21 protein-coding genes are annotated in these 19,389 nt (G+C 71.3%); 9 read left to right on the forward strand and 12 right to left on the reverse strand.

Annotated features, from left to right (window positions below; genetic code table 11):
• Nucleotides 1-18: 18 nt before the first annotated feature.
• Complete coding sequence (locus B0B14_RS02050; protein ID WP_076679833.1) at nucleotides 19-2,901, forward strand: HAD-IC family P-type ATPase; 2,883 nt, start codon at nucleotides 19-21, stop codon at nucleotides 2,899-2,901.
• On the opposite strand, the gene B0B14_RS02055 is transcribed toward B0B14_RS02050, so the two are convergent.
• Nucleotides 2,874-3,518, reverse strand: coding sequence for a DUF305 domain-containing protein (locus B0B14_RS02055; RefSeq protein ID WP_179085254.1), 645 nt, complete (start codon nucleotides 3,516-3,518; stop codon nucleotides 2,874-2,876). The genes B0B14_RS02050 and B0B14_RS02055 overlap by 28 nt on opposite strands.
• The gene (locus tag B0B14_RS02060; protein ID WP_076679838.1) at nucleotides 3,515-4,225 is read right to left on the reverse strand and encodes a DUF3105 domain-containing protein; all 711 of its coding nucleotides are present in this window, start codon (nucleotides 4,223-4,225) and stop codon (nucleotides 3,515-3,517) included. The genes B0B14_RS02055 and B0B14_RS02060 overlap by 4 nt, the downstream gene beginning before the upstream one ends.
• Nucleotides 4,226-4,504: 279 nt before the next feature.
• Here B0B14_RS02060 and B0B14_RS02065 point away from each other — a divergent pair, with 279 nt between their 5' ends.
• The gene (locus B0B14_RS02065; protein ID WP_083710273.1) at nucleotides 4,505-5,881 is read left to right on the forward strand and encodes a multidrug effflux MFS transporter; all 1,377 of its coding nucleotides are present in this window, start codon (nucleotides 4,505-4,507) and stop codon (nucleotides 5,879-5,881) included.
• Nucleotides 5,882-5,884: 3 nt separating this feature from the next.
• On the opposite strand, the gene B0B14_RS02070 is transcribed toward B0B14_RS02065, so the two are convergent.
• Nucleotides 5,885-6,373, reverse strand: coding sequence for a nitroreductase family deazaflavin-dependent oxidoreductase (locus B0B14_RS02070; RefSeq protein WP_076679841.1), 489 nt, complete (start codon nucleotides 6,371-6,373; stop codon nucleotides 5,885-5,887).
• A gap of 36 nt (nucleotides 6,374-6,409) precedes the next feature.
• Between B0B14_RS02070 and B0B14_RS02075 the strand changes: the two genes are divergently transcribed.
• The 5 genes from B0B14_RS02075 to B0B14_RS02095 are packed head-to-tail and all read left to right on the forward strand — an operon-like array spanning nucleotide 6,410 to nucleotide 12,532.
• Complete coding sequence (locus B0B14_RS02075) at nucleotides 6,410-7,096, forward strand: phosphatase PAP2 family protein (RefSeq protein ID WP_076679844.1); 687 nt, start codon at nucleotides 6,410-6,412, stop codon at nucleotides 7,094-7,096.
• A 5-nt stretch (nucleotides 7,097-7,101) separates the two neighbouring features.
• Complete coding sequence (locus tag B0B14_RS02080; RefSeq protein WP_076679846.1) at nucleotides 7,102-9,108, forward strand: helicase HerA-like domain-containing protein; 2,007 nt, start codon at nucleotides 7,102-7,104, stop codon at nucleotides 9,106-9,108.
• A gap of 32 nt (nucleotides 9,109-9,140) precedes the next feature.
• The gene (locus B0B14_RS02085) at nucleotides 9,141-11,603 is read left to right on the forward strand and encodes an FdhF/YdeP family oxidoreductase (protein WP_076679848.1); all 2,463 of its coding nucleotides are present in this window, start codon (nucleotides 9,141-9,143) and stop codon (nucleotides 11,601-11,603) included.
• A gap of 9 nt (nucleotides 11,604-11,612) precedes the next feature.
• Nucleotides 11,613-12,107, forward strand: a complete 495-nt coding sequence (locus B0B14_RS02090; protein ID WP_076679851.1) for a MogA/MoaB family molybdenum cofactor biosynthesis protein — start codon at nucleotides 11,613-11,615, stop codon at nucleotides 12,105-12,107.
• Nucleotides 12,104-12,532, forward strand: a complete 429-nt coding sequence (locus B0B14_RS02095) for a molybdenum cofactor biosynthesis protein MoaE (RefSeq protein WP_076679854.1) — start codon at nucleotides 12,104-12,106, stop codon at nucleotides 12,530-12,532. The genes B0B14_RS02090 and B0B14_RS02095 overlap by 4 nt, the downstream gene beginning before the upstream one ends.
• 8 nt (nucleotides 12,533-12,540) lie before the next feature.
• On the opposite strand, the gene B0B14_RS02100 is transcribed toward B0B14_RS02095, so the two are convergent.
• The 9 genes from B0B14_RS02100 to B0B14_RS02140 form a co-directional block, all read right to left on the reverse strand.
• Nucleotides 12,541-13,140, reverse strand: a complete 600-nt coding sequence (locus tag B0B14_RS02100) for a DUF1349 domain-containing protein (protein WP_076679857.1) — start codon at nucleotides 13,138-13,140, stop codon at nucleotides 12,541-12,543.
• Nucleotides 13,141-13,183: 43 nt separating this feature from the next.
• Nucleotides 13,184-13,417 carry a MoaD/ThiS family protein gene (locus B0B14_RS02105; RefSeq protein WP_076679859.1) on the reverse strand — a complete coding sequence of 78 codons (234 nt, stop codon included), beginning with the start codon at nucleotides 13,415-13,417 and terminating at the stop codon, nucleotides 13,184-13,186.
• Nucleotides 13,417-13,677, reverse strand: a complete 261-nt coding sequence (locus B0B14_RS02110; RefSeq protein ID WP_076679862.1) for a DUF6457 domain-containing protein — start codon at nucleotides 13,675-13,677, stop codon at nucleotides 13,417-13,419. The genes B0B14_RS02105 and B0B14_RS02110 overlap by 1 nt, the downstream gene beginning before the upstream one ends.
• Nucleotides 13,674-14,294 carry a molybdenum cofactor guanylyltransferase gene (locus B0B14_RS02115; RefSeq protein ID WP_076679864.1) on the reverse strand — a complete coding sequence of 207 codons (621 nt, stop codon included), beginning with the start codon at nucleotides 14,292-14,294 and terminating at the stop codon, nucleotides 13,674-13,676. The genes B0B14_RS02110 and B0B14_RS02115 overlap by 4 nt, the downstream gene beginning before the upstream one ends.
• On the reverse strand, nucleotides 14,291-14,767 hold the full coding sequence (gene moaC / locus B0B14_RS02120) for a cyclic pyranopterin monophosphate synthase MoaC (protein WP_076679867.1): 477 nt from the start codon (nucleotides 14,765-14,767) through the stop codon (nucleotides 14,291-14,293). The genes B0B14_RS02115 and moaC overlap by 4 nt, the downstream gene beginning before the upstream one ends.
• A complete protein-coding gene (glp, locus tag B0B14_RS02125; protein ID WP_076681221.1) occupies nucleotides 14,764-16,002 on the reverse strand; it encodes a molybdopterin molybdotransferase MoeA in 1,239 nt (412 codons plus the stop codon). The genes moaC and glp overlap by 4 nt, the downstream gene beginning before the upstream one ends.
• Nucleotides 15,999-17,096, reverse strand: a complete 1,098-nt coding sequence (locus B0B14_RS02130) for a ThiF family adenylyltransferase (RefSeq protein WP_076679870.1) — start codon at nucleotides 17,094-17,096, stop codon at nucleotides 15,999-16,001. The genes glp and B0B14_RS02130 overlap by 4 nt, the downstream gene beginning before the upstream one ends.
• A gap of 86 nt (nucleotides 17,097-17,182) precedes the next feature.
• The gene (locus tag B0B14_RS02135) at nucleotides 17,183-17,572 is read right to left on the reverse strand and encodes a DUF2510 domain-containing protein (protein ID WP_076679872.1); all 390 of its coding nucleotides are present in this window, start codon (nucleotides 17,570-17,572) and stop codon (nucleotides 17,183-17,185) included.
• Entirely contained in the window at nucleotides 17,565-18,167 is a 603-nt protein-coding gene (locus B0B14_RS02140; RefSeq protein ID WP_076679874.1) for a dihydrofolate reductase family protein, read from the reverse strand. The genes B0B14_RS02135 and B0B14_RS02140 overlap by 8 nt, the downstream gene beginning before the upstream one ends.
• A 252-nt stretch (nucleotides 18,168-18,419) precedes the next feature.
• On the opposite strand from B0B14_RS02140, the gene B0B14_RS02145 reads away from it, so the two are divergent.
• Nucleotides 18,420-18,911, forward strand: coding sequence for an FBP domain-containing protein (locus tag B0B14_RS02145; RefSeq protein WP_076679877.1), 492 nt, complete (start codon nucleotides 18,420-18,422; stop codon nucleotides 18,909-18,911).
• Between the two features lie 91 nt (nucleotides 18,912-19,002).
• Nucleotides 19,003-19,389 carry a TOBE domain-containing protein gene (locus B0B14_RS02150; RefSeq protein ID WP_076679880.1) on the forward strand — a complete coding sequence of 129 codons (387 nt, stop codon included), beginning with the start codon at nucleotides 19,003-19,005 and terminating at the stop codon, nucleotides 19,387-19,389.

Below are 19,389 nucleotides of genomic sequence, written 5' to 3' on the forward strand. Positions count from 1 at the left end.
GTGGGTACTGTGAACTGCATGGACGCCCCCGCCACCGACTTCGCCCCGTCCGGCCTCACCCCCGCCGAGGTCGCCGAGCGCGTCGCCGCAGGAAAGACCAACGCCTTCACGGCCGACACGAGCCGCAGCGCGTGGAACATCGTGCGGGCGAACGTCTTCACGCTCTTCAACGGCATCGTGTTCGCGTGCTTCTTCGTGCTGTTCCTCGTGGGCAGGTGGCAGGATGCGCTGTTCGGCTTCGCGGCGTTCGGGAACGCGATCATCGGCTGCGTGCAGGAGTTCAAGGCGAAGGCCGCCCTCGACAAGCTCGCGCTGCTGAACGCTCCGCACGCGCGCGTGCTCCGCTCGGGGCAGGAGCAGGAGATCCTCCCCGGTGAGGTCGTGCTCGACGACATACTGGTGCTGCGTGCCGGAGATCAGGTGCCCGCCGATGCCGAGATCGTCTCCGGCCGCGGACTGCAGATCGACGAGTCGATGCTGACGGGCGAATCGGATGCCGTCGACAAGCATCCGGGCGACGAGGCGCTGTCCGGCTCGATCGTCGTGGGCGGCGAGGGCACCGCCCGTGTGTCGCGGGTCGGCGCGGACTCCTACGCCAACCGCTTCGCCGGTGAGGCGAAGCGCTTCTCGATGGTGTCGAGCGAGCTGCGCACCTCGATCAACCGCGTGCTGACGTGGGTGAGCTGGGGCATCGGGCCGATCGCGCTCCTGGTCTTCAACGCGCAGGTGATGGTCGCAGGCGGCTACACCGCCGTGTTCACCACCGGCGCGTGGGTGCAGGCGGTCGTGAACACGATCGCCTCGGTGACGGCGATGGTGCCGCTCGGCCTCGTGCTGATGACGAGCATCGCGTTCGCAGTCGGTGCGGCGAAGCTCGCGAGCCGGCAGGTGCTCGTCAACGAGCTCCCCGCGGTGGAGGGCCTCGCGCGCGTCGACATCATCTGCCTCGACAAGACCGGCACGCTCACGATCGGCGAGATCGCCTTCGACGGGGCGCACCCCCTCTCCGGGTCGGTGGACGGCTGGGAGGGCGTGCTCGCGTGGTACGCGGCATCCCCCGACGCGAACGCCACCGCTCGCGCGATGCGCACGACGTACGCCGCCGAGGCATCCGATCCTGCGGCGTACATCCCGTTCTCATCCGCCCGCAAGTGGAGCGCCGTGTCGCTCTCCGGCACCCCGGGCACGTGGGTGATGGGTGCTCCCGAGATGGTCTTCGGCGACGCGGCCACCGACTCCTCGACGGAGTTCGGCCGCAGCGTCACGACCCTCGCCGAGACGGGCCGGCGCACGCTCGTGCTCGCCCACTCGGCGACGGCGCTCAGCGACGCCGACGTCGAGGCGGAGCGGCTGCCCGACGGCGTCGCCCCGGCGGTCGTGCTGACCTTCCGCGAGCAGGTGCGACCGGATGCCGCGCAGACCCTGGAGTACTTCCGCACGCAGGGCGTCGGGGTGCGGATCATCTCCGGCGACAACCCGCGCACGGTCGCGGCGATCGCCCGCGAAGTCGGCCTCGACGTCGCGGAGGGCTTCGACGCGCGCAGGCTCCCCGACGACGAGGCCGAGCTCGCCGAGGTGCTCGAGCGCAACCAGGTCTTCGGCCGCGTGACGCCGGAGCAGAAGAAGAACATGGTCACGGCGCTCCAGAGCCGTGGGCACACCGTCGCGATGACCGGCGACGGGGTCAACGACGCGCTCGCGATCAAGACGGCCGACATCGGCATCGCGATGAACTCCGGCTCTCCCGCGACGAAGGCGGTCGCCCGGCTGGTCCTGCTCGACGGACAGTTCTCGCACCTCCCCGACGTCGTCGCCGAGGGCCGCCAGGTCATCGCCAACATCGAGCGCGTCTCGATGCTGTTCCTCACCAAGACGGTCTACGCGACCGGGCTGGCGATCCTGTTCGGCATCCTGGTGCTGGAGTTCCCGTTCCTGCCGCGGCAGCTGTCGATCACCGACGGGCTCACGATCGGCATCCCGGCGTTCTTCCTCGCGCTCATGCCGAACAAGCAGCGCTACATCCCGGGGTTCCTGAGGCGCTCGCTGACGTTCGCGATCCCCGCGGGCGCCATCATCGCGCTCGGTCTCACGTGGTATACATTCGTCGCGAAGGGGCAGGACGTCTCGGAGGAGCAGCTGCGCACCGGGGCGACGATCATCCTGGCGATCGTCGGCATCTGGGTGCTCTCGGTGCTGTCACGCCCGCTCAACCGGTTCAAGGTGCTCGTCGTCGGAGCGATGTTCATCGCCCTGGTCGGCGTCTTCACGATCCCGCTCGCGACTCAGTTCTTCGCCCTCGTCGACCCGGGACCCGATCTCGCCGTCGCGCTGACCGGCATCTCGATCGTCATGATCGGCGCCATCGAGGTCGTGCGGTTCGTGCACCGGCGTCTCGTCGCGCGCCTGCTGCCGCAGGAGACGACACCGGCGGCCGAAGCGCGCGCCGCCGCCGCCGACCGTGCTCCGGCACCCGCCGTGAGCGCCGTGCTGATCACGATCGTCGCCGTGCTCGTCTACGCGGCGGGCTTCCTGGCGACCGCGTTCGGCATCCTGGTGCTCCTCGCGCGGTACGAGGGCGCGGATGCCGGGGAGGTGCTGTGGATCTCGCTCGCCGGCTCCGCGATCGCGCTCTTCGGGCTGCTCGTCGTCGCGTCCGCCTCGGGCGTGCGGCGCGGGAGCGGGCTCTCACGACTGCTGCTGACGATCTATCTGGGACTGCTCGTCGTGCTGGAGCTCCTCATCATCGCGTCGAGCGATTCGTGGGACTGGCCCGCGATCGGCATCGGCGTGGTCGCGATCGCGATGATCGTGGTGCTGTGGACGCCGCCGGTGGCGCGCACCTTCGGTCGCGTCCGCGAGTCGTCGATGAACGCTCAGCCGGTGCAGGCCAGTCGCAGCTGAGCCGCCTCCATGAGGTCGATCTCGGCGCTCTGGCCGGCGATCATGCTCTCCGCCACCGCCTTCACGCGGGGCACCGAGCCGCGTTCGACGACCGCTTCGGCCATCGGGATCGCGCCCTCGTGGTGGCGGATCATGAGCTCCAGGAACACGCAGTCGGCCTCGACCCCTTGGGCTTCGGCGAGCGTGCGGAGCTCGGCATCCGTCGCCATCCCCATCGCGGCGCGCAGCTCGGCGTCCGACGCGCCGACGCTGACGTCGTGCCCCGCGTGCGATCCGTCGGACTCCGCCATCCACTGCATGAGCGGGGCGTTCGACCCCTGGGGGAGACCCCACTCCACGAGCCAGCCGTACATCTCGCCGCGCTGGGCGGACTGCGCCGTCGCGATGTCATACGACAGCGTGCGCAGCTCGGGGTCGTCGGTCTTGCGGTACAGCTCCATGGCCATCTCGACGGCCTGCGTGTGGTGCACCTGCATGTCGCGGGCGAATCCGGCGTCGGCCTGGTCAGGGCCGGGCGCCGCCGCGCCGAACGTGGAGAAGCGTCCGATCGCGAAGGCGAGCGCCGCCACGCCGATCGCCGCGAGGACGATCAGGGGCCAGCGTCCCCTCGACGTCACTGCTTGCCGGGGCCGTCGACGGCGCCGGAGCACAGCGCTCCGGGCTCGGGGACGTTCTGGCTGCGCCAGTACTCGGTGAAGAACTCCGCGATGCGGGGGTCGTCCGCCGAGTCGAGCTTGAGCTGCGAGTTCCATCCGCTCAGCACGATCGGGCTGTCGAGGCCTTCGTAGGGCGACAGGATGACGTACGACGACGGCAGCTGCGCCTTCAGCGCGTCGAGCTCCTCGCCGTTCACGGCGGCGGCGTCGTAGGTGACCCAGATTGCCCCGTGCTCGAGCGAGTGGACGGCGTTCTCGTTCACCTGCGGCTCGGAGTACACAGCGCAGTTGAGCCAGTACGCATTGTGCGGGCCACCCGCCGGCGGCGACTGCGCGTAGTCGACTTCGCCCTCGACGTGCGTGGTCTCGTTCTCGAACGTCTCGACGCCCTCGATCTCGCGCCCGGTGCTGCCGTTGGCCTCGAATGTGGGCGGAGGCGCCGGTGCGAAGACGATGGAGGCGACGACCACGCCGATGACGGTGACGGCGGCGACGCCGCCGACCGCCCACCACACGATCTTGCTGCGACGGCGCTTGGCGAGCTGCTTCTGGTACTCGGCGAGCTTCTCCTGGCGCTTCTGCTCCCGCTGCTGCTTGACGGTCTGCGCGATCTTGGCCTGCGTCGCGGGGTTGCCGCTCGCTCGCTTGTCGTCGGGGGTGGGGGTCATGGCGATGTCTCGGCGTCTCGGCTCGGGCCTGGCGGCGGGCGGCGGGTCGGGAGGATGCCGCGGAGGACCGCGGCAGATAGAGCCTATGCGGGCGAATGCGTCCGGGGCTGGGAAGCCGCCGAATTCCTGGATGCGCTCGCGGCGACGGGTCCGGTATCATTGCGGTGTCGAATCGATTCGAGAACGCCTGTCGATCTTCGATCCTCTCGCGCCTGGACGGACGGTACGCCGCTGCCGACGCATGCCCGCATCCGCATCGCAACCGAAGTGAAAGCCGCCTTGCTCGACACCGCGTCCATCCCCACGCAGAAGCCCGCCGACTCCGACCCCTCCGCCATCGCGCCGGAACGCCCCGTCGCGCCCCCGCCCCGCACGCAGACCGGCGCGATCCGCACGCTCGGCCCGAACCCCGCGACGGCGCCGATCGTGCTGCATCCGGGCGACGCCATCTCGTCGCGTCGCCGCCTCCTCTACGTCATCCTGCTCGGTGCGCTGACCGCCCTCGGGCCGTTCACGATCGACCTCTACCTTCCCGCCTTCCCGGTGCTGGAGCAGGACTTCGACACCACGGCGGCGGCGATCCAGCTGACGCTCACCGGAACGATGATCGGCTTCGCGCTCGGGCAGCTCATCGTGGGCCCGCTGAGCGACAAGGTGGGCCGCCGTCTTCCGCTGCTCATCGTGACGGCACTGCACGTCGTCGCGAGCGTCGCCGCAGCGCTCGCGCCCACGCTCGAGCTCATGTCGGTCGCGCGCGTGTTCATGGGCGCGGGCGCCGCGGCCGGCGGCGTCGTGGCCGCAGCGGTCGTGCGCGACCTCTTCGGCGGCAGGCGTCTCGTCGTGATGCTCTCCCGGCTCGCGCTCGTGTCGGGCGTCGCTCCCGTGCTCGCTCCGCTCGTGGGCTCGCAGCTGCTGCTGATCATGTCGTGGCGCGGCATCTTCGTCGTGCTCGCCGTCTACGGCCTCGTCATGCTGATCTCGGCGATCCTGTTCATCCCCGAGACGCTGCCGCGCGCGCGCCGCCACGAACGCGGCGCGACGACCGTGTGGCAGCGCTACCGGAGCGTCTTCAGCGATCGCGTCTTCATCGGCGTGCTGATCATCGGCGGTATGACCTTCAGCGGGCTGTTCTCGTACCTGTCGGCGTCGCCGTTCCTCTTCCAGGACCGGTACGGCTTCGATGCTCAGCAGTACGGCTTCCTGTTCGCCGCAAACTCGCTCGGCATCGTTCTCGGCGTGCAGGCCGCTTCGCGGCTCGCGGCGCGCTTCGGGCCGCAGTGGGTGCTGGCGTGGTCGACGAGCGTGCTCGTCGTGGCGGGCGCGGCGATCATCGTCACCGATCAGCTCGGACTCGGACTGTGGGGCACCGTCGTCCCGCTGTTCATCTTCATCACCGCGTGCGGCTTCACGTTCCCCTGCGTGCAGGTGCTGGCGCTCGACCGGCACGGCAAGGCCGCCGGAACGGCGCAGTCGATCATCGGCGCGACGAACTTCGGCGTCGCGGGCCTCATCACTCCCGTGGTCGGCTGGATCGCGAGCGGCTCCGACATCACCGGCACCACGATGGCCTCGGTCATGGTGGCGTGCGCCGCGATCGGACTGCTGTCGCTGTGGCTGATCGTGCGCCCGCGCACGGTGGAGCGGCTCGCGCCGTAGCCGTCAGGCGCGCACGAGTCGCAGGCGGAAGAGCCGGACCTTCCGACCCGACGTGCGCTCGTACGTGCGATAGCCGGGCCACTGGGCCTCGATGCGATTCCAGGCGGCTTCGCGTTCGTCGTCGCCGATCAGGCTCGCGTGCACCGGCATGCGCGTGCCGCGCACGGTGATGGCGGCATCCGGGTGCGCGAGCAGGTTCGCCGTCCAGGCCGGATGCCGCTCGCGCGCGAAGCTCGTACCCGCGACGATCGCGCTGCCGTGCCCGTCGGGGGTGTACATGAGAGGCGCGTCGCGCGGCGCCCCCGACTTCGCGCCCGTCGTGTGCAGCACGAGCGAGGGGACGAGGAGGCCGCTCAGCGGCATCCGTCCTCCGGAGAACGGGACGAACGCACGCTCCAGCACGGGCATGAGCCGCGGGCCGTGGTGGCGGAAGAACCGGGTGCGCGTGAGGGGCGCGATGCACGTGCGGACGACGTCCAGAATGCGTGGCATGCGCCCATTGTCGCGCGGCCGGGGCAGACTGGTCGGATGCAACGCGACGACGCCCTCCGCAGGCCACGGCCCGCGACCCTCGCGATCGTCGGCGTCGTCCTGGTCGCCGCTGCGTGCGGACTCGGGGCCTGGATCCTCGCGCAGGGCAATCAGGCCTTCGCGATCGACGCCTGGTGGAACGCGCTGCTCGTGTCGAGCTCGTCGTCGGTGATCGCGACGTTCGCCCTCGCGATGGACTGGCTCGGCGGAGGCTGGTTCGGCATCTTCGCCGTGCCGATCGGCATCGCCGTGCTCCTCGTCGTGCTGCGCAGACCGTGGGCCGCCGGGTTCTTCCTGCTCGCCGAGATCGTGTCCGCCGTCGGTGTGCAGGCCCTCAAGCACCTCTTCGGTCGCGCGCGGCCGGAGGAGATCCTGATCATCGCCGACTACGGCTCGTTCCCCTCCGGTCACACCGCCAACGCCGCGACGATCGCGGTCGCGGCGGTCGTCATCTTCCCCCGGCTGTGGACGGTCATCGCCGGGGTCGCGTGGGTGCTGCTCATGGCGTTCTCGCGCACCTACCTGCACGCGCACTGGCTGAGCGACACCATCGGCGGCACCCTCATCGGGGCCGGGACGGCGCTGCTGGTGGCCGCGGCCTTCGCTGTGCCGCTCGCGCGGGAGGACGCCCGTAGACGCAGAGCGACGACGGATGCCTCTCCGGAGCCCTCGTCGCTAGGCTGAGCGCCATGAGTGTCGACCCCGCCGTCGCAGCCGCAGAAGCAGAGCTCGCCAGACTCCGCGCCGAGGCCGAGGCGGCCGAGGCCCAGCTGAAGGCCGCGCAGGCGCGCGCCGCGCTCGCCGCGGCCGAAGCCGCCGCCGCGCAGGCCGCGGCATCCGCTGCTGCTCCGGATGCTGCTGCTCCGGACACCCCCGCTCCAGAAGCTTCTCCTGCCGCGCCTGCTGCCCCCGACGCCCCCGCTCCGGTCGAAGAAGCGGAGGAGATGGTGCAGACGGAGGAGGCATCCTCACCCTCCGCTCCTCCCGTCGTGTCATCTCCTCCGCCCGCACCCGCCGCGACGGCTGCCGAGACCGCCGGTCCGCTCAACGCCGAGCAGATCGCGGCGATCGTGAAGGGCTACACGTTCGAGGCGGAGACGCTCGATCTCGGTGCGCTGCTGAACACCGACCCGGTGCCGGAGGCGCAGATCCGCATTCCACTGGCCATGATGAATCGGCACGGCCTCGTCGCCGGCGCCACCGGCACGGGCAAGACCCGCACGCTGCAGGGTCTCGCCGAACAGCTCGCCGCGAAGGGCGTGCCGGTGTTCGCCGCCGACATCAAGGGCGATCTGTCCGGCGTCGCGACGCCGGGCGAGCCGAGCGAGAAGCTCCTCGCGCGCACCCGGGCGATCGGGCAGGACTGGGCGCCCCAGGCATCCGTCACGGAGTACTTCGCCCTCGGCGGCATCGGCAAGGGCGTTCCCGTCCGGGCGACGGTGAGCGGCTTCGGACCGCTGCTGCTGAGCAAGGTGCTGGGGCTCAACGCGACCCAGGAGTCGAGCCTGGGTCTGGTCTTCCACTACGCCGACGCCAACGGACTCGCGCTGGTCGACCTGTCCGACCTCCGAGCGGTGCTGAGCTACCTGACGAGCGACGAGGGCAAGCCCGAGCTGAAGGACCTCGGCGGGCTCTCGTCGGCGACGGCCGGCGTGATCCTCCGCGAGCTCATCACGTTCGCCGACGACGGCGCCGACGTCTTCTTCGGCGAGCCCGAGTTCGATGTGCGCGACTTCCTCCGCACGGCCCCCGACGGGCGCGGCGTGCTGTCGCTCCTGGAGGTTCCGGGCGTCGCCGACAAGCCGGCGCTGTTCTCGACGTTCCTGATGTATCTCCTGGCCGAGCTCTTCGAGATCCTCCCCGAGGTCGGGGATGCCGACAAGCCCAAGCTCGTCTTCTTCTTCGATGAGGCCCACCTGCTGTTCGCGGACGCCTCGAAGGACTTCCTCGCGGCGATCACGCAGACCGTCCGCCTCATCCGCTCCAAGGGTGTGGGGGTGTTCTTCGTGACCCAGACGCCGAAGGACGTGCCGAGCGACGTCCTCGCTCAGCTCGGGTCGCGCGTGCAGCACGCGCTGCGCGCGTTCACACCGGATGACGCCAAGGCGCTGCGCGCGACCGTCGGCACGTATCCGAAATCGGGCTACGACCTCGAGCGCACGCTGCAGGAGCTCGGCACCGGCGAGGCGATCGTCACGGTGATGAGCGAGAAGGGCGCCCCGACGCCGGTCGCGTGGACCCGCCTGCGGGCACCGCAGGGGCTCATGTCGCCGACGTCCGACCCCGCGATCACGGCGGCCGTGCAGGCATCCCCGCTGCTGGCGAAGTACGGCACTGCGATCGACCGCGAGTCGGCGCGGGAGATCCTCACGGCGAAGATGAACGCGGCCGAGGCGGCGGCGAAGGCCGAGGAGCAGGCGCTCGCCCAGGCGAAGGCGGATGCCGAGGCCGCCAAGATCAAGGCGAAGGCCGACGCGGAGTACGCCAAGCAGCAGGCCGCGATCGAGAAGCAGCAGGCCGCCGCCGAGAAGAAGGCGCAGCAGGAGTACGAGCGTCTGCTCAAGAAGACCTCGGGGACGACCCGCACCTCGAGCCGCGCGCCGAAGTCGGGGATCGAGCAGATCCTCAACTCGAAGTCGACGCAGACGATCCTCAGCGGTGTGATCCGCGGCATCTTCGGCACCGGCAAGCGCTGACGATTCCGTGGCGAGAGGCCTAGCCTGGGGGCATGGCGACGAAGGCACCGCGCACCGACATCGACGAATCGAACGTGCGCGTGACGGACGTGAAGGATGTCGCCGTCGGCATCCCCGCAGTGGCGCACGCGCTGCAGATCGCGAACGAGCAGATGGGGGTGCGCCGCAGCATCGACACGCTGCTGCGGGTCAATCAGAAGGACGGCTTCGACTGCCCGGGATGCGCGTGGCCCGAGGAGGACAAGCGGCACATCGCGGAGTTCTGCGAGAACGGTGCGAAGGCCGTCGCCGAGGAGGCGACGCTGCGGCGCATCGGCCCGGAGTTCTTCGCCGCGCACTCGGTCGAGGAGCTGCGCGGGCACGACGACTTCTGGCTCGGGCAGCAGGGCCGGCTGACGCATCCGATGATCCTCGACGAGGGGGCGACGCACTACCGCGAGATCTCGTGGGACGACGCGCTGGACGAGATCGCGGAGGCGCTGCGCGGACTCGACGACCCCGATGACGCGGTGTTCTACACGTCGGGCCGCACCTCGAACGAGGCGGCCTTCCTGTACCAGCTGCTCGTGCGGGGGATCGGCACCAACAACCTCCCCGACTGCTCGAACATGTGCCACGAGTCCAGCGGATCGGCCCTCACCGAGACGATCGGCATCGGCAAGGGCACGGTGTCGATCGACGACATCCACACCGCCGACCTGCTGATCGTCGCGGGCCAGAATCCGGGCACGAACCACCCCCGCATGCTCAGCGCGCTCGAGAAGGCGAAGAAGAACGGCGCGACGATCATCGCCGTGAACCCGCTCCCCGAGGCGGGCCTCCTGCGGTTCGAGAATCCCCAGACGATCCGGGGGATGCTGCTGGGCGGCACGACCCTGGCCGACGAGTTCGTGCAGGTGCGTCTCGGCGGAGACCAGGCGCTCTTCCAGGCCATCGGCAAGCATCTTCTCGACGTCGAGGCCGCGGAAGGGCCGGGGACGGCGCTCGACCTCGCCTTCATCGCGGAGCACACCAGTGGCTTCGATGCGTATCGGGACGCGATGGCGGATGCCTCGTGGGCGGACCTCGTCGCCGCGACGGGCATCCCCGAAGCCGAGCTGCACCGCATCGCCGAGCTCGTGCGCGCGTCGAAGGCGACGATCGTCTGCTGGGCGATGGGCCTCACCCAGCACAAGCACTCCGTCGCGACGCTGCGCGACATCGTCGACGTGCTGCTGCTGCGCGGCGACATCGGGCGGCCCGGCGCGGGCGTCTGCCCGGTGCGCGGCCACTCCAACGTGCAGGGCGACCGCACCGTCGGCATCTACGAGAAGCCGTCGGCGGCGTTCCTGGACGCGCTCGGCGCGGAGTTCTCGTTCGAGGCTCCGCGCGAGCACGGCTTCGACACGGTGGCGGCGATCCGCGCGATGCGCGACGGCCGGGTGCGCGTGTTCATGGCGATGGGCGGCAACTTCGTGGCGGCAACGCCCGACACCGCCGTCGTCGAGGCGGCCATGGCGAACATCGATCTGACGGTGCAGGTGTCGACGAAGCTCAACCGCTCGCACGTCGTGCCCGGACGCCGAGCGATCATCCTGCCGACGCTCGGCCGCACCGACCGCGACCGACGCGGAGGACGCGAGCAGCGCGTCTCGGTCGAGGACTCCATGGGAGCCGTCCACGCGTCACGCGGGCGGCTCGCACCGCCGTCCGACGACCTGCTCAGCGAGGTCGCGATCGTGGCGCGGCTGAGCGCCGTCGTGTTCGGCGACGGGGTGCAGGGGCGGCGGCCCGGCTCCGGCGAGACCGACGTCGAGCCCGCGTATCGCGCAGGCGCGGGTGCTCAGGGAGACGTCGATCGGGATCAGGTCGAGAGGCCGCCGCAGGAGCATCCCCACGGCGATGACCGAGGACGGCGGCCCGGCGCGCCGCAGGCGGACTGGGCCGCGCTCGAAGCCGACTACGCGCTGATCCGTGCCCACATCGAACGCGTCGTGCCGGGCTTCGACGACTACGAGAACCGCATCGCCAAGGGCGGCACGCTCACCCTGCCAAATGGTCCCCGCGACGGTCGGCGGTTCGCGACGGTCGACGGCAAGGCGCGCTTCACGGCGAACATCCTCGAATACCCTCACATCCCGGCGGGACGGCTGCTGCTGCAGACGCTCCGCTCGCACGATCAGTACAACACCACGATCTACGGCAAGGACGACCGCTACCGAGGGATCCACGGCGGCAGGCGCGTCGTACTCGTGAACCCCGACGACATCGTCGAGCTGGGCTTCGCGGCCGGCGACGTCGTCGACGTCGTGTCGGAGTGGACCGGGACCGACGGCGTGCTGCAGGAGCGTCTGGCCGAGGCGTTCCGGATCGTGGAGTACTCGACTCCCCGCGGCAACGCCGCCGCCTACTACCCCGAGACCAACGTGCTGGTGCCGCTGGACTCGGTGGCCGACGTGAGCGGCACGCCGACGTCGAAGTCCGTCATCGTGCGCCTCGAGCACCGGCGTGCGTAGTCTGGGCGGATGACTTCACGCGCGGCCGTCCTGACCGTCTCCGATCGCTCCGCGGCGGGTGAGCGGGACGACACCGCCGGCCCCGTCGCCGTCGCCGCCCTCGTCGAGGCGGGGTTCGCCTGCGACGCGGCCGTGATCGTGCCCGACGGCGCCGACTCGGTCGCCGCCGCCCTGCGCGTGGCGCTCGCCGACGGCGCCCGGCTCATCGTGACGACGGGGGGCACCGGAGTGGGTCCGCGCGATCGCACGCCGGAGGGCACCGCACAGGTCGTCGACCGGCAGGTTCCCGGCATCGCGGAAGAGCTCCGGCGGGTCGGTGTCGCCGAGACGCCCGGAGGGCTGCTGTCCCGGGGGATCGCGGGGGTCGTCGACGCCGCAGGCTCCGGCGGAGCGCTGATCGTCAACCTCCCGGGCTCGCCGCGGGCCGTGGCATCCGGCATGCCCGTCGTGCTGTCGGTCGCACGTCACGTCATCGACCAGCTCGCGGGCGGAGACCACTCGTGAGCGCGGTCCGCGTCGCGCTGCTGAGCGCGGAGCCCCTCGACGTCGCAGCCCACCTGGACGCGGTCGAGGAACCGACGGCGGGAGCCGTCACGACGTTCATCGGGCGCGTCCGCGATCACGATCCGGATGCCTCGACGCCCGTGATCGCGCTCGAGTACTCCGCGCACCCCGACGCCGAGGCGACGCTGCACCGCATCGCGGCCGACGCCATCGGCGACACCGGATCGATCGTCGCGGTATCGCATCGCATCGGTCGGCTGGAGGTCGGCGACGTCGCCGTGGTGATCGCGGTCGCCTCCCCGCACCGCGCGGAGGCGTTCGAGGTGTGCCGCGGCGTCATCGAGGCGATCAAGCGCGAGCTTCCCGTGTGGAAGCGCCAGGTGGAGGCCGACGGGACGACCGCCTGGAAGGGCATCGGGGGCTGACGCCCGTGTCAGGTCCCGTCACGCAGGTCTGCGGGGGCGCCGTCGCTGAACCGGATGTCGCGGAACCGCGCGTCGCACGTCTCGCCCATCGGCGCCTGGCTCAGGAACCCGACCGAGGTGGGCGGAGTCCGGAGCCGGAACAGCCTGACGAAGTCCCAGACCTCGCCGTCCCGTGACGCGTGGAACGCCCACGCCGCGCCGACACGTGCGATGCGCAGGAAGACGGCGTCATCGCGCACGACCGCGGAGTTCGTGTCGTCGGAGTACGTGTTCGTGACGACGCTCACGACCATCGGCTCTCCCTGCGGGGAGTATTCGAAGCACAGCTTCGCCCAGTGATCGCCGTCGGCCCAGAGCGCGAGGACGCCGGCGTCGAAGGTCGTTCGCGACCCGCGCACCTCGACGCGGGCCGACAGCGTGAAGTCGTGGTCGGGGACCGAGAACCCGAGCATCGTGGCGCCGTGCACGGGAGGAGCGCCGACCGCGTCGTTGCTCCAGTCGACGCCGGCCGCGGCGCGGAGTCTCAGCTCTCCGTCGTCGGGATCGAACTCGGCGTCTCCTGCGGCGTGCGTCCAGGCGAGGGGAGGGAGGTGATCGACGACAGTCACGCGCCCAGCCTAGGGGGCCGTCGTCGCGGAACGAGCGAGCGGCTCAGCCTCCGGCGAAGGGCGGCAGGACGTCGACGAGCGCCTCGGATCCGAGTGAGGTGTCGTCGTCGACACGCGCGCCGCCGACGAGCACAGCGCACCGGGGGAGGATGCCGCCGAGCGCCGGGAACTCGCTCACGAGAGCGGTGCGGAGGGCGCCGAGCGTCGGCTCGGTGCGCGTCAGGACGTCGGCGCCGACCGCCTCCTCGGCGGCCGCGAAGAAGCGCACTCTCGCCATCAGGCGTCCCATCCGGCGGCGAGGCGGGTCACGGAGTCGACAGCCGCGCGGACATCGTCGGGCGAGCCCCCCGCGCGCCCGGCGGCGAGGCCCGCGGCGAAGGCGCTGAGGGGTGCGGCCGGGCGTGCGACGCCGTTGGCGACGTCGCGCGCGAGATCGAGGACGAGCGCGACGGGGAGCTCGTCCGGCAGGCCGAGCTCGACCCGGAGAGCTGCGGCCCACTCGTCGAGGGACTCAGGGGGCAGGGTGCGGTCGGTCATTCGTCCTCCTCGGAGAGCGCTCGTGCTCGGGCGCGGTTCAGGTCGTCCCACGTATCCACATCCTCCACGATCTCGGCGTCCACGGTGATGACGGCGATCGCGAGGTCGTCGAGCAGCACGCGTACGGGGGCGTCGCGTCCGTGGTCGGGCAGAGCGGATGCCGCGGAGCGCAGCGACCCGGTGCGGTAGGCGGCGCTCAGCCACTGGGGTCGGCCGGACGGATCGGCCAGGCAGATGCCGTCGGTCTCGGCCGGCAGGAGAGGGATGTCGGCGACGAGCCGGGCGACGACCGCGTCGGCGCGGGGGAGGTCGCAGGCGAGCACGAAGGTCCACTCCGGATCGGTGCCGCCGGTCCTGTCGGCGACGAGTCCCGCGACGACCGCGGCGGCGGGGCCGCCGAACGGCGGATCCTCGCGCACCCACTCGACCGCGACGTCGAGTGCGCATGCCTCGGGCCTCGGGCCGACGACGACGATCGGGGCGGCACGGGCATCCGTCACCGCGGCGATCGCCCGATCGAGCAGGGTGACCCCTCCGACCTCGATCAGCGGCTTGGCCGCGCCGTCCAGGCGCGAGGCTCTGCCGCCGGCGAGCAGGATGGCGCCGAACGTGCTCACTCCTCGCCCGGCCGCATCCAGTCGCCGCTCTTGCCGCCGGTCTTCTTGACGATCCGGACGTCGTGGATCGATGTGCCCTTGTCGAGCGCCTTCACCATGTCGACGATCGTGAGCGCTGCGACCGAGACGGCGGTCAGCGCCTCCATCTCGACGCCCGTCCGATCGGCGGTGTGCACGGTCGCCTCGATCGCGACGCCGTCGTCTTCGATCACGAGGTCGACGACGGCGCCGTGCACGCCGATGACGTGCGCGAGGGGGAGGAGATCGGGCGTGCGCTTGGCCGCCTGGATGCCGGCGATCCGGGCGACGGCGAGCACATCGCCCTTCGGCACCGATCCGTCGCGCAGCGCCGCGACCACCTCCGCCGAGCAGCGTGCGAACCCTCGGGCCGTCGCCGAGCGGACCGTGGGTTGCTTGGTCGTCACGTCGACCATTCGGGCGTGACCGGCGTCGTCGAGGTGCGTGAACGTCATGAGATCAGCATGACATCGACGAGGTCTCCCGCTGCGACGGCGTCGGTCTCGGCCGGCACGATCGCATACGCCTCAGCCCGCGCGAGCCCTCCGGCGAGGTGGGATGCCGAGCCGCCCCCCGTCGCGGGAGCGACGGTCCATCGCCCGGGGTCGGAGCGGTCGATCGCGGCCGGGAGATACTGGCGGCGGCCGGGTGGCGTGCGCCATCCGATCGCGGCGGGGAGGCGGAGCCGTGCCCGGTCGAGGTCGCTTCGTCCCTGCAGGGCGAGCAGGGCCGGACGCACGAACACGTCGAACGACACGGCCGCGCTCACGGGGTTGCCCGGCAGGCCGAACAGCAGAACTCCCTCTGCGGTCGTCCCGAAGCCCTGGGGCTTTCCCGGCTGCATCGCGATCCGCGAGAACTCCATCGTGTCGGCGAGGGTGTTCTTGACGACCTCGTAGGCGCCCGCGCTGACGCCGCCCGTGAAGATCACGACGTGAGCGCCGCGGGCGGCCGCTGCGCTGATCGCGGCGACCGGTCCGTCCCCGTCGTCGGGCACGCTGCGGCGCAGCACGACTTCGCCCCCGGCTTCCGCGACGAGCCCCGCGAGGAGTTCGCTGTTGGACTCGGGGATCTGGCCGTGCACGAGCGGTTCGCCGGGCGCGACGAGCTCGGAGCCGGTCGAGACGACGGCGACGCGGGGACGCGGCGAGACGACGACCGCGGCGATCCCCGCGGCGGCGGCGGCACCGAGCTGGAGTCCGCCGAGCAGGGTTCCCGCGCCGAGGATCTCGTCGCCGACGACGGCGTCCTCTCCGCGGCGACGGACGTGGAGCCCGGGGCGAGCGGGCGCACGTACCACGACCACCTCGCCGAGCGAGTCGGCGAGTCCGCCCTCGGTGTCTTCGAAGGGCACGATCGCGTCGGCATCCGTCGGCATCGGCGACCCCGTCATGATGCGGGCCGCTTCGCCGGGCGCGAGAGCCGGGTCGAGGGCGGTGCCGGCCGGCAGATCCGCCACGACGCGCAGGCGCACGGGGGCGTCGGGCGAGGCATCCTGCACGTCCGCGAAGTGCACCGCGAAACCGTCCATCGCGGAATTGTCGAAGACGGGGATGTCGACGCGGGCACGCAGGGGCTCGCGCAGCGTGCGTCCGTGCGCATGCGCGAGGGCGACCGTCTCGGACGGCAAGGGCTGCGCCTCCGCGAGGACGAGGGCGCGCTGCTCCTCCACCGAGCGCAGACCGCTCATGCCGTCGCCTCCGCCGTGCGGACGGCGGTCGAGGCGGTCCACGCCTCCATGCCCCCCGCGAGGATGGATGCCTCGACCCCGGCGTCGCGGAGGGCCTCGGCGGCCCGGCGCGAGCGCACCGCGGTCTGGCACACGATCACGACCGGGCCGCGGACGGCGGCGGGGTCGGCCAGCAGCTGTGCCAGCGGGAGGTGCACCGCACCGGGGATCATCCCGTTCGCGACCTCGTGGGCCTCGCGCACGTCGATGACGAGCGTGTCGCCGAGGGCGCCCGGACCGACGGCCGTGATCGGGCGGGGCTGCGGGGGAGGCGCGGCCTTCGTCGCCGCCGTGGCGCCGCGCAGGGGAACCTCGGTCTGCCGGGAGCGGAGGCCGTCGATCACCAGGACGCGACCGAGGAGCGGCTCGCCGATGCCCGCCACGAGCTTGATCGCTTCCAGCGCGAGGAGCGACCCGACCTGGAGACACAGCGCGCCGAGCACCCCGACCTCGGCGCAGGTCGGCAGCGCGCCGACACTCCCCGCGGGGTAGAGGTCGCTCAGCACGACGGGACCGTGCCCCGCGGGCGGAGCGCTCCAGAACACGGTCACCTGGGCATCGAACTCCTGCACCGTGCCCCACACGAGCGGGATGCCGAGTTCCTCCGTGGCTGCGGCGACTGCCACCCTCGTGTCGAAGAGGTCGGAGCCGTCGATGACGAGGTCGGCATCCGCGAGCAGCGCCGTCGCGTTGTCGGCGGTGAGTCGCTCTGCGACGGGGCGCACGAGGGTGTCGGAGAGCGCGGCGGCGGCCCGCACGGCGCTGTCGACCTTCAGGGATCCCGCGTCTTCGCGGCGGTGCACGACCTGGCGCTGCAGGTTCGACAGTTCGACCACATCGTCGTCGATGATCGTGAGGGTGCCGATTCCGGCCGCGGCCAGCGCGAGCACGACCGGAGAGCCGAGTCCTCCCGCACCGACGACGGCGACATGGGCGGCGGCCAGTCGGCGCTGTCCGGTCTCGCCGAGTCCGGCGAGCGAGAGGTGTCGCGCGGTCCGCGCCCGCTCGGCATCGGTGAGCGTGGCGACGGGCTCGACGAGCGGCGGCAGCGGCATGCTCCCAGGCTACGCCGCGTCGTCCGTGCGTGGCCGTCCCGGGTTCCTGAGCGTGAACCGCGAGGCATCGGCGCAGAGCCGCCCCGTCAGGTGAGGCGCTCGAACACCATCGTCGCCTGGATGCGGTCGCCTCCGCCGAAGCCACCGCTCCCCGACGACGCGGTCGAGATCGTGTGCAGCCGGTATCCCAGGGCTGCCTGCGTGTTGATCACCTTCTCCAGCTCGGTGAGATTGCCCGAACCGGTGCCGAAGAACTTCTCCTTGAGCACGACTTGAAGGACGACGTAGCTCATGCCGGCGGGGGCAGGGCGCGGCTGGGCGCCCGCGACGGCGTCGGCCTGTGCTCGGCTGATCATCCCGTCGATGCCGGGAGCCTTCGGAGGTGGAGACTGGATCGCGTCCGTCCATTTCTGGCCGTCCCACCACCGCATCGTCCCCGTGCCGTCGTCGTACCAGCCGCCCTGCGCGTCAGCCACGGCGGTACCGGATGTGGGTCGCGAGCGGGGAGTGGAGCACCTCGACCGGCTCGAAGCCGAACGTGTCGATGCCGTCGAAGAGGCGCTCGCCGGTGTGCAGCAGCACGGGAGCGATGTCGAGCGTGAGTTCGTCGACGACTCCGGCGGCGAGGGCCTGTCGGACGGTGGAGGCGCCGCCCGCGATGTCGACGCCCTGGCCGCCCGCCACGTCGAGCGCCTGCGCGTAGGCCGCGTCGAAGCCTTCGGTGACGAAGTGGAAGGTCGTCCCTCCCTCCATGACGATCGGCGCGCGGGGATGATGCGTGAGGACGAAGACGGGTGCGTGGTACGGCGGCTCGGGGCCCCACCATCCGCGCCACTCGTCGTCCCATCCGCCGCGGATCGGCCCGAACATGTTGCGGCCCATGATGTAGGCGCCGCGCGGGCGCTGGAGCCACGCGGATGCGGTGTCGTCGGCGGCCGTGGCGCGCTCGTCTCCGAGGTGCCAGCGATGCACCGTGAGCCCGCCGCGCCCGAGCGGGTTCTCCCGGCTCTGATCGGGTCCGGCGGCGAAGCCGTCGATCGAGACGGACATGTGGCAGGTGGTGTCCGGCATCCGCAGACCTTTCGACGGCGATGAGCACGCAATCTACCCCACCCCTCCGATGCTCGCTGGTCCGTGCGGACGTAGAATCGACGGCGTGAACATCCGTGTGCGGCCTTCGGGCGTGGGGAGGTCGTCGGCGCGCTCAGCGTCGGCGGGCGAGAGAGCCTGAGGCTCATTTCCGTCAGTCCGTCGAGCGTTCCGCGCTCCGGCATCCTCCACTCGCACGACGTCGCCGACGGCGACCGCACAGAAAGCTCGCGCATGCGCACCCTCACCGACTCCCAGATCCGGGATTCCCTCCTCAACGCCTCCCGCAGCGAACGCAAGAACATGTCGCTGCCTCCCGACCTCGACCAGCTCGCGTGGGACGACATCGACTTCCTCGGCTGGAAGGATCCGAAGTTCCCGAACATCGGCTACGTCGTGGTCGACCTCGACGGTGAACCTGTCGGACTGCTCCTGCGGCAGACCGAGACCCGCGCGCGGAGTCGTCCGCAGTGCTCGTGGTGCGCCGACGTGCACCTGCCCAACGACGTCGTGTTCTACGCCGCCAAGCGCGCCGGCGACGCCGGACGCCGGGGCGACACCGTCGGCACGCTGATCTGCGAGCAATTCGAATGCTCCCGCAACGTCCGCAGGCTCCCCCCGAGCGCCTATCTCGGCTTCGATCGCGAAGCGGCGCGCGACCGCCGGATCGAGGCGCTCCGCCAACACGTTCAGGGATTCGTGCGAGACATCCGCGACGGTCGCTGAGCGCCCGGACATCCGGCCGACACTCGAATCATCCGCGGATGCGGACCAATCAGATCGATGAGTCCGCATCTGCGGTGATATCGTCGCGGTCATGCACACGTATCGCGTCGCAGAGGCCGCACGGCTGCTCGGAGTGAGCGACGACACCGTCCGGCGCTGGATCGACCAGGGGCTCCTCCTGGCCGAGGGCAGCCCCGCCGCGATCCCCGGAGCCGCGCTCGCCGCGCGCGCGGTCGAGCGGGCGGCGGCGCCGCGAGACCCCGACGTGCTCTCCAGCGCCCGGAATCGCTTCACGGGACTCGTCACCCGCGTGCAGATCGACGGCGTGATGGCGCAGGTCGACATCCAGGCGGGGCCGCACCGGATCGTGTCGCTCATGTCGTCGGAGGCCGTGCGCGAGCTCGCGCTCGAGGTCGGATCGCTCGCCTCCGCGGTCGTGAAGGCCACCACGGTCGTCGTCGAGACTCCGAGGGCCTGA

Origin of the sequence: Microbacterium sp. RU33B, assembly GCF_900155915.1 — a bacterium.
In the GTDB taxonomy this organism is placed as follows: domain Bacteria; phylum Actinomycetota; class Actinomycetes; order Actinomycetales; family Microbacteriaceae; genus Microbacterium.